Consider the following 10,027-nt stretch of genomic DNA (forward strand, 5'->3'; position numbering starts at 1 on the left):
AGTTCCCAAACGTTGTAGGGAACCGATTTTTCTATTCTATAATTTGCTCAACGTTGTTAATCCACATTTTCCTGACGCTACCCTGAGAAGTCCTTATTCACCTTAATAGAATAGGGACTAGACATATTACAGAATATGTACTGTTTTATAATTCTACACCTTGTTTTGAGCGCATATTAATCTATTGAAAGAGGGGGAGAGGTGAAGAGTTTATGTCAAATAGACAAGATTCATGGAATGAGGAAGAGGATTTACTATTAGCTGAGGTTGTACTAAGTTGCATTAAAAATGGAAAAACACAGTTAAATGCGTTTGAGGAAGTTGGAGCTAAGCTTTCCAGGACTGCTGCTGCATGTGGATTTCGTTGGAATTCATATGTAAGAAAACAATATAAAGCAGAGATAGAAACAGCAAAACAACATAGAAAGGAGAATCGAAAACTCAGTAAACAAGCAAGTTTGAATGATATTAAGTTGAAAGATATAGAACATGAAAACGAAAAAGTAGATATAAACTTACAGAAAATTATAGAATTTTTAAAGAATCTTCAAAGTACACAAAGAACTGGCAATGACTTGAATCATGAAAATGAACAATTGAAGAAAAAAGTAAAAGAACTAGAAAAATCACTAGGAATTCTTATCGAAGATGGTAATAAAGTTGAACAGAAATTTAATGAGATTCAAAAAGATTATAAAGTCCTGCTAAATATAATGGAGAAAGCCCATAAGATGGCTATTATAGGTGGAACTAAATAAACCTTACTGAGAATTTTTTGCAAAAGGGGCAACAATGTGAGAACATACCAATTTCATATTTTAATTGTATAACAAAGGAAACAATGAATGTTTATCATTGTTTCCTTTCTGTATGACAAACTTGTTTACAATAAAGTTTAATACAAGATTACTTACACAACAAACTACTATTCAAAAAAGGGCTAAAATGAGGTAAGTACATAAGAGACCTTCTCAGCAAAAGGTCTGTGAAAAAATTAATAATAGAACATCTAAATAAGGAGCTAACCAGTAACGTGGTTACTCTTTTTTTATTAAACTAATAAAAAAGTGTTTCTAAAATAGAAAAACGCGTGTTGCAAAATATGGATCTTAATAGTATTCTGAATAATATAAAATAATGAAGGTGATTGATATGACAGAATTCAGGGAGCATTTAGGTTCGATTATCCGGTTACATAGAGAGTCAAATGGACTGACATTAAGGAGATTAGCTGATGAATTATCTGTTCCTTTTACATCTCTTTCAAAGATGGAAAGTGGGGATCAGAGAGTAGATAGTGAATTTCTGGTGAAGGTAGCGGATTATTTTGGAGTATCTATTGATAAAATGCTCAATCGTTCTCTGGAAAAGAGGGAAAGTCTAAATACTCTAAATGTAAATGAGGCAGGCATTCGAGATAATATTAAATATGTATTGGATAATTATCAAACAGCTAGGTCTGAAATTTTTAAAGGTCATGACATGGGTAACCATGTTCGAAACGTTATAAAGGATGTTATTGCAGAAGAGGCAGAACTAGATGAAAATCGTTACTTTATTGTAGGATCAGTTGGGCAAGGGCAATGGGCTGAAATCCCTTGGGTTTCAATATTTATTAGAGACATAACTACAACAGCTACAAAAGGTTATTATATAGTTTATTTATTTAAAGCGGATTTGAGCGGTGTATATATATCCCTAAATCAGGGGTGGACTTACTTTAAGAACAAATATAAAACTAAGCTAGGTAGAGAAAAAATTCGATCCACTGCAGAGTTTATAAGGAAAAAACTAAATACAGTTCCTGCTAGCATGACGGCTACACAAATCGCCTTAGGTGGACGAGGGGATCTAGCACAAGGGTATGAGAATGGTCATATTTTGGGTCGACTATACGAAGCGAATAATTTGCCTAGTTCACAAGAACTTATAAGTGACCTAAAAGAACTACTGACTTCATATAAAGAAATTAACCATATGATGTTCATGCGATCTGTAGATCAATTTAATGACTACTTATTGTTAAGTTCTGATGGGCATTATTTAGAAGAAGAGCAAGAACAAGAGGAAGACTTCCAAAATAATGTTCAAACATTGATTGACAAAAATGACAGCGAAACTAATTCTTCAACTGAGGAAGAAGAAAACGAGAATGAAGAGTTACCAAGGCCAACTCCGGTTCTTGATAAGGGAGGTAGAAAACGATGGCCAAGAGACGCTCAGGTTGCGGCGAAGGCGCTTCGTTTATCAGGGTACAAGTGTGCATATGATGAGTCGCATACATCATTTACCTCGAAAGTTACAGGGAAAAGATACTTAGAAGTTCATCATCTTGTCCCGATGAAGTATCAAGGTGAATTTAATGTCAGATTGGATAGAACCGCTCAGTTATTCGCCCTGTGCCCTACATGTCATCGTCAAATTCATCATGGTACTGATGAAGAAATAGAAGATATGTTAAGAGAGCTATTTTATGACCGACGTGAGAAATTAGATGCGATAGGAATTGAAATTGGCTTTAAAGAATTACGGAAAATGTATGGAATTGAATAGTTGAATTTAGAAAGGAGTATTAGTATGGAGAATTTACAACAAGCTGTAATAAAATTTCGTGACGAAAGGGATTGGGGACAGTTTCATAATGTGAAGGACTTGGCTATTTCCTTAAATTTAGAAGCGAGTGAGTTACTTGAAAACTTTCAATGGAAATCCAGCGAGGAAGCTGCTGAAATTAAGTTCGAGGAAATAAAGGATGAAATAGCAGATGTGATGATTTATCTTCTTTTGCTTTGTGACAAGTTGGATATTAATTTGGAAGATGCGGTTCATTCAAAGTTACAAAAAAACGCGAAAAAATATCCAGTGGAGAGATCTTTAGGGAGTAAGGTCAAGTATAACGAGTTGTAACAAAGTCTTTAATTGTAGTTTTAGTGATCAAAAGTAAATTTTATGTAATGAAAGCGGGGCAGTTATTGTGGTCTTATTTCCAACAAAGTTATCTTCTTTTGAAGTGATTAAGAAATCTCGAAAGGAATTTGAACAAACAGATTTTAAAGATTTTGATATAGATACGGTGCCAGTGGTTTATATCCAACGTGACAAGAAAAATCTTTATGTAGGAAAGTCAACAGACATTTACGGTCGTACTTCTGCACACTTAAGGGATAATAGTAAGAGGTTTACAGAAATCATCATTGTCAAAAGTAAACTATTTAACGAAAGCTCAATAAAGCACATTGAAACCCTATTAATTGATTATTTATTAGCTGATAGTAAGTTCAATCTCCTAAATAAAATTAAAGGGCAGAATATTTATTATTACAACGGTATTGAAGATGTGAATAACATGTTCGTAAAAATCTGGGATAAGCTTATTCTAGAAGGGGTTGCTAGCGATCGATTAGAGGAAATTCATAACAAGTTTATCTATAAATATTCGCCATTTAAGATACTATCTGCAAATCAAATTGAAGTTTGTCAAGACATCTTAGAAACGATGCTTACTATATCTGAAAGCAGACACTTAATTACCGGAGATCCAGGTACAGGGAAAACAATAGTTTTGACGAACATCCTTTATGCGCTCGTGTATGACCAAACAAATGGCAAGGATCGTGAAGGATTAGACCGTGAAGATGTGGCTCTTGTTATCCCGCAAAACCATTCATTAAGTTCATATAAGAACCTAATTCGAAGAGTTGGCTTACATGGGATTTCGGTTTTATCACCTTCTCAATTTATTAATAAAGCAAAGGGTAAAGGTGACAAATTTAAATATGTATTTGTGGACGAAGCCCATCGACTCAAGCAATATTTCGGTAAGCAAGCCCGCGACTTGAAGCATTTGATCACAGAGGATGGTCATACAACTGAGTTAGAATTGATTTCAAATTATGCCTATCATTTAACAGTTGTGTATGATCAGTATCAAACGATTCGTCCTGCTGATATAGATACTGATCTCTTTATACATATGACGGAAGGCTATAAGATGCAGATTTTAAGTAAACAGTTTCGTTTGAAGTCAGGAGATCAATACTTAGCATGGTTGAGAAAATATTTACAGATTGCAGATGACGTAGCTGTCTATGAAAAAGGACTACTTAATGGCTATGACTTTAAAGTGATCGACTCTATGTCAGATTTGTATACTGTTATAAGGGAGCTAGATGATAAGCATGAATTATGCAGAGTTGTTGCGGGGTATTCTTGGGAATGGGCTACACAAAAGGATGAAAATCTGCATGATATAACAGACCCTGTTACAGGTGATGTATTTAAGTGGAACTCAAAAACAAAAGGTTGGATTAACCAAGAAAATAGCGTTGAAGAAATTGGCTGTATTCATACTATCCAAGGTGCAGACCTAAATTATGTTGGGGTTATCTTTGGAGAGGAAATTGACTGTGATTACGCTGGAGAAGAAGATGGCAGCTACGATTTAATCAAAGCAAATATCATAGTAAATCCGGAAAAGTACAAAGATCGTAACGGCCTTCCTATTAAAGGTACTGACTCAAAGAATGAAGAATTACAGTCTTATATCAAACGTATTTACTATGTGTTGCTGTCACGTGGAATAAATGGGTGTTTTGTATTTGCAACAAACCCAAATATGCAAAGGTATTTGCAAGAAATTTTAAGGATAAGCCAGTAGAACTTGCTATTTATGGAGCAACCCAAAAAGGTAGATTCTATGGGTTAAATTGTGGTGAAATTCTTTCCAGCTGACAATAGAGGTGCATTTCAAAAAAAGAAATTCTAAGAATAAAATGATATTGATAGTAAGTAATTATAGAGTTATGGTATAATTCTACATAATAATTAAAATGAATAAAGCGAATCCCGCTCGAAGTTCCCGTGTATGAATACGGGTATTTCGAGTTTTTTTGTGTATATTGATTTCTACATAAGAATTAGAAAATCAAGAAAAGAAACATGATTACATAATAAGGTGAACATGTAGTAAATGCTTTTAGATTACATATAAGGAGATGTTGAATTAGTGAAGGAACTTTATGGAATTACAATAGAAAACGAACATGAAGCAGTATGGTTGATACGAAAAAGGTGTAATCTTAGTCAGTTTCAGTTTGCTGAAGAATTAGGAATTTCAAAGCAACTTCTTTGTATTATTGAAAATGATGGCCACAAAATCACCTCTAAGACAAGATACAAGATTGAAAGCTTTCTTAAACATAAATATCACAACTATATTGAAGGAATGAAGGAATAAAATGAACGCACTCATCAATATTCTAAATGGTGACATATCAAAGGAAATCGAAGAAGATTTTAAAACTGTATTCGACAATACAAAGATTATGCTTTTAACGGATTTTGCTGAATTAGATATTCAATTGCAATCTAATCCTTATGAAGTACTTGCATTAGATCAATCTATTATTAAAGATTTAGTACAGTTAAAAGAGTTTTTAGATGAATACACATCAATAGAGGTTTTAGTTTATTTTACAGATAAGAATGTTTCTTTTAAACATGAAAAGTTAATGATATTTTCACGTATATCAGAATACAAGGAATGGGCTGGAAATTCCCTATCTAAATTGAAAGGAAAGGGATTAACTAAGGAAAAAAGGAATGATGAAAAAGTTCTCAATTATCCTGATGAAACTGATGTTCAATCCATTAGAAAAAAAGAGGATCCCCTCTTACAATCACCTAAGAAGACAGCCTCAGAAGGAAGAATTAATGAATCAATTTCCAGTGAAAAATCAAAAGTTCCTAAGAATAAAATTGTTAATGTATGGGACCATTCACTTGATAGAGCCAAAAAGCTGAAGTCGCAATTAGATATCCCTTTTTTTAAATCGAAATTACCTCAAACTAAATCTATTGGAGTGTGGTCTCCAGCGCGAAATGGTGTATCAACATTTATACAAAATTTTGCTATTTTTCTTTCATGGTTGCATATTCCAGTTGCAGTGTTAGAGGGGATTTCAAATAAAGCTAGATTAGAAGAAACGATGTCTAGGTACGTTGCAAAGGACATGAAAAATTGGGAGTCATTCAGTAGTTATTTAGTTAATCCAAATATTCTTCCTGAAAGTGTACATCTCGAATATGAAAATGTGAAATGGTTTCCATTCGGCTTACAGGATCATGTTAAGGACTGGTCACCATCACAAATTGATTTATACATGAATACTTTAAGGTTCCATGATGTTTTATTTGTTGATTTTCCTACTGGAGAAATGGATGAACATACTCTACATTCTATTGATCATGTTGATGAATTATGGATAGTTGGCACTGATTGTGTGAGTGATATATTAGAATTTAAAGACTTTATTCATAATGAACTGATGAATAATCGAAACATTACATGTAAGCTTTTATTTAATCAAGTGGGAGAAAGTAGCGCTCCAAAAGAGCTAGGTATGTCTATGAACCTACAAGTTGTAGGTTGTGGTCTGCATTACTTTTCTCATGAGGAAGTTTATTTAAATAATCGTGATAATACCCCAATCATTTTTAATCAAAAGTCTATGAATCTATTTTATGATAATTTTCATGAGCTCGCTCAAGAGTGTATTGGGAAACAGCTATGGAGTAGAAATTCAGAGCAGCCTAGTATAATCAAAAATTTAGTTAATGTATTGTTTCCAGAAAAGCGTTCAAAACAATTTCACCAAAAAAGGGTTGCTAGCTTATATAAGAATACAAAGTGAATATAAAAGTAAATTATGATATATTGTATATGTAATTTCTTTTTTATTTCTTTTGTAAAGCAACCTTTTAAGGTTAGCGGGCTATTACATAATAATTTATCTAACAGCGGTCTATTGGACTGTGGTTTTAACGCTTTGGGTATGAGAAATACTTTATACCATTGCTTTCTAATCACACTGATAGACCGCTTTTTGTGTTGATTTTAGTGTGAAAATTCTAAATGATTGTAAGGAGGATTTCATATGAGGTCAAAATTAAGACCAACAAGGATGAGAGATAAGGAATCAAATGAAGTGATTTTTTATGAGTTTTATAGAGAGGTTTGTCCTATATGTAAAAAATCGGGAGCATGTATGATCCATAAGGATGGTGAAAAGGTCGTCTGTATTCGTACAGAGAGTAAGTATCCATTTGCGAAAAACAGTGCTTGTCCTGGTTGGATGCATTTTCTAAAAGGTGATAAACAGAGAAAAATAGATCCAACAATACAAGAAAGTAGTGGAGCAAACAAAAAAGATAACGCTCTATTAAACAGAGTCTACGGTACTTTAATTAAAAATCTAACCTTAGATGAAGACCATCGGGTACATTTACGTTCTGAGAGTCGACAATTGTCTGATGAACAGATCCAATTAAGACAATACAGGAGCTTTCCTGATAAACCTTGGACAATAGTAAATGAAATGTCAAAAGAACTAAATATACAAGATTTTGAGGGTATTCCAGGCTTTTATCTATCTGAAGGTCGATATGGTGATTATTTTACAATGCATGGAATGAAAGGAATAATGATTCCTTTTCGAAATCATTATAATGAAATTGTTGGCTTCCAATATCGAATTGATAAACCTTACAATATGGTTGAGGTTAATGTTCGTAAGGAAGGGATGGATGCAAAGATAATTAAACAGCCTAACATCGTCCAAGTCACATATCATAACAAGACGTTGTTTCAAGGTGAAGTAGCGTTAGGTGAACCTTTAAAACCTATTGCTGATGAAGATGGAGAGATTGTAGGTTTTTTCAGATTAAAAAGAGGGAAACGGTATTTTTGGTTTAGTTCTGCGAATAAACTGAAGGGAACTGGTTCCGGTGATCCAGCTCCAGTTCATGTATCTGTTCCAAGCCATAAATTAAAAGAGTGGAAAGCTGGGGAATTATATAAAACAAAAACTGCATGGTTAGGAGAAGGTCCACTGAAAGGAGATATTACTACCGATTTAATTCATAAATTGTATGACTCGAAGGAAATACAGGATATTGGAGATTGTATCTTATCCTTACCTGGAGTTGGCGCATGGCGCCTAGCAATCCCAGTTTTTCAACAAATGGGTGTTGAGATGGTGAATATTTGTTTTGACATGGACGCTAATGATAATCCACTGGTCAAAACTCATCTGTTGCAGCTAATAGCTGCATTAAAAAAAGAAGGAATGCACGCAAGGTTAATTTTGTGGGACAAAAAGGATGGCAAAGGGATTGATAATCTATATATTTCGCAGAAATTCCCAAAAATGAAGGTGTTATTCTAGTTATCATTGTAAGTAATCATTGTAAGTAATTTTCTTCGATTGATTGAAATAGATGTGAGGTAGAGTTTTAGGATTCAAGGGTTAGAGAAATTTTAATATGGAGGATCCTACAATGAAAATGAGGATATCTTTTCTGATAGTTGCAATATTTATTCTGTTGTTGGGCTGTAACAATAACGAAGAACATTCAGATGAACCAGATTTTATCGGAAAAATATTAGAAGTGGAGGACAAAAAAATATTAATGGATATTGAACAAGGTAATTTTTTTGACAAAGGATACACTGAAGAGATCATTCTTAGCTATGGACGATCAGTTGATCAAAACATTTTTGAAAAGGGTAAGGAGTTTAAAGTTTGGATAGATGGTGAAGTTTTAGAAAGTAATCCACCACAAGGAAGAATTGGGAAAATTGAAGTTAATGAATAAAACTATTTTACCATTTGACGGTAAGATAATTACTACATAAAAAAGACACAATCCAGTGTCTTTTTTATTGTTTTTTTAAAAATTAGGCTGTGTTAAATTTTAATGTTAATACTTTATATAAACTAAAGGGAAACCTTGATATATGGTTTCCCTTCTTTTGTTCACTGACCCCATTAGGAGTTAAATAGGTGAATGAACTATGGAAACTAAAGAATAACATCACGCACTATACACAACAAAAAAGTAGCTAATTGTGATCTACATTCTATTAGCTACAATAAGTTTATCTAGGTATTTAAACAATGTTTTTCCTTTGAATTTAGACTTAATAGTTACAACAAAAGTTGAATCATCAATTTCCTTACCTTCTTTTTTATATCTGATTTTTAATGAGTCAGGAGACCGTGTTAGGATATTCATATATATATCAGGGCTCTGAATACTTTGCTGTTTGTTAAATTTTAAATTCGTATCTAGAGAATTCTTCTCAACAATATAATGATCCGGATTAGAATTAAGAATAATTAACTCATTATTTGAAAAAGGTGGAAGTTTATTAGAAAAATCCACTGTAATTGTTAATGTATCTTCATATTCTTCAATAGATGTGTTGACTACTAATTCATTGAAGGTATCTTCAAAATAATAGTGTTCATAAAGATATAAGCCGAACCAAAATATATAAAATAAGGCAAAGAATAATAATATTACAATTAATTTTCTCCTCATAAACTCCTCCTTTAAGGTAGGTTTTGAAGTTGGATTTAAGGAATATACTCAAATACAAGATTAATTGTATTGTAAAAAACCCTTCAAATGGATAGGCCTATATACTCTTTTTCAATCCGTAATTATTACACTCACGTATGAAAATATAATCCTTTACAGAACTTTTAAATCTAGTTGAGTCACAGTTATCGCATCGACCACTAGCTTTATCGGGTAAATCTTTGTAGTCATATACTTTATTTAAATCTATCTCTTTGTTATCAGTCATATTATCACCTTTAATTAGATTTAAGCTCATCTATAATAGCAGACTTAAGTGATTATTTATAGCCGAAAGACAATAATACTGAACGAATAAATGAAATGACAACTACATGAAAAGGGCAATGAGGGTTAATGGTTAGGGTTTTAGTATGGTTTGTTACAAAAGAAAAAATATGGTATGATGAACGTAGATAAAGAGTATATTAAATAGACCGAAGATGTTAGCGCATCTTCGGCCTTAGATAGACGTTCCACAGGGATCGGCTAAATACAGAGAAATAGACCTCGCCCCTAGCGTAAGGTGAACTGAACCCATAAAGTTAGACATATATATTTAGGCAGCTTCTAAGGCATGCATTCGGTATTGAACCGGACTCAT

Annotated in this window: 10 protein-coding genes; 8 read left to right on the forward strand and 2 right to left on the reverse strand. The window is 33.0% G+C overall.

Annotation, left to right across the window (positions count from 1 at the left end; genetic code table 11):
* The first annotated feature begins 212 nt into the window (after window positions 1-212).
* The 8 genes from JM172_RS21975 (at window position 213) to JM172_RS22010 (ending at window position 8,655) form a co-directional block, all read left to right on the forward strand.
* On the forward strand, window positions 213-758 hold the full coding sequence (locus tag JM172_RS21975) for an RsfA family transcriptional regulator (protein WP_214484497.1): 546 nt from the start codon (window positions 213-215) through the stop codon (window positions 756-758).
* Between the two features lie 394 nt (window positions 759-1,152).
* Window positions 1,153-2,553: an MrcB family domain-containing protein gene (locus JM172_RS21980; protein WP_214484498.1), complete on the forward strand. Its 1,401-nt coding sequence runs from the start codon at window positions 1,153-1,155 to the stop codon at window positions 2,551-2,553.
* 24 nt (window positions 2,554-2,577) lie between these two features.
* The gene (locus JM172_RS21985; protein ID WP_214484499.1) at window positions 2,578-2,907 is read left to right on the forward strand and encodes a nucleotide pyrophosphohydrolase; all 330 of its coding nucleotides are present in this window, start codon (window positions 2,578-2,580) and stop codon (window positions 2,905-2,907) included.
* A gap of 67 nt (window positions 2,908-2,974) precedes the next feature.
* A complete protein-coding gene (locus JM172_RS21990; RefSeq protein ID WP_214484500.1) occupies window positions 2,975-4,657 on the forward strand; it encodes a DNA/RNA helicase domain-containing protein in 1,683 nt (560 codons plus the stop codon).
* A 348-nt stretch (window positions 4,658-5,005) separates the two neighbouring features.
* Window positions 5,006-5,236 carry a helix-turn-helix transcriptional regulator gene (locus JM172_RS21995; RefSeq protein WP_214484501.1) on the forward strand — a complete coding sequence of 77 codons (231 nt, stop codon included), beginning with the start codon at window positions 5,006-5,008 and terminating at the stop codon, window positions 5,234-5,236.
* A gap of 1 nt (window position 5,237) precedes the next feature.
* The gene (locus JM172_RS22000; RefSeq protein WP_214484502.1) at window positions 5,238-6,692 is read left to right on the forward strand and encodes a hypothetical protein; all 1,455 of its coding nucleotides are present in this window, start codon (window positions 5,238-5,240) and stop codon (window positions 6,690-6,692) included.
* A gap of 243 nt (window positions 6,693-6,935) precedes the next feature.
* Window positions 6,936-8,225 carry a DUF3854 domain-containing protein gene (locus tag JM172_RS22005; protein WP_214484503.1) on the forward strand — a complete coding sequence of 430 codons (1,290 nt, stop codon included), beginning with the start codon at window positions 6,936-6,938 and terminating at the stop codon, window positions 8,223-8,225.
* Window positions 8,226-8,337: 112 nt separating this feature from the next.
* The gene (locus tag JM172_RS22010; protein ID WP_214484504.1) at window positions 8,338-8,655 is read left to right on the forward strand and encodes a DUF3221 domain-containing protein; all 318 of its coding nucleotides are present in this window, start codon (window positions 8,338-8,340) and stop codon (window positions 8,653-8,655) included.
* A 258-nt stretch (window positions 8,656-8,913) separates the two neighbouring features.
* Here the strand turns inward: JM172_RS22010 and JM172_RS22015 are convergent, their stop codons facing one another.
* Both JM172_RS22015 and JM172_RS25725 read right to left on the reverse strand, forming a co-directional pair.
* Window positions 8,914-9,384, reverse strand: a complete 471-nt coding sequence (locus tag JM172_RS22015) for a hypothetical protein (RefSeq protein ID WP_214484505.1) — start codon at window positions 9,382-9,384, stop codon at window positions 8,914-8,916.
* Between the two features lie 97 nt (window positions 9,385-9,481).
* Window positions 9,482-9,652 carry a DUF8096 family protein gene (locus tag JM172_RS25725; protein ID WP_483297273.1) on the reverse strand — a complete coding sequence of 57 codons (171 nt, stop codon included), beginning with the start codon at window positions 9,650-9,652 and terminating at the stop codon, window positions 9,482-9,484.
* Window positions 9,653-10,027 lie beyond the last annotated feature (375 nt).

Origin of the sequence: Bacillus sp. SM2101 (assembly GCF_018588585.1) — a bacterium.
Classification (GTDB): Bacteria; Bacillota; Bacilli; order Bacillales; family SM2101; genus Nanhaiella; species Nanhaiella sioensis.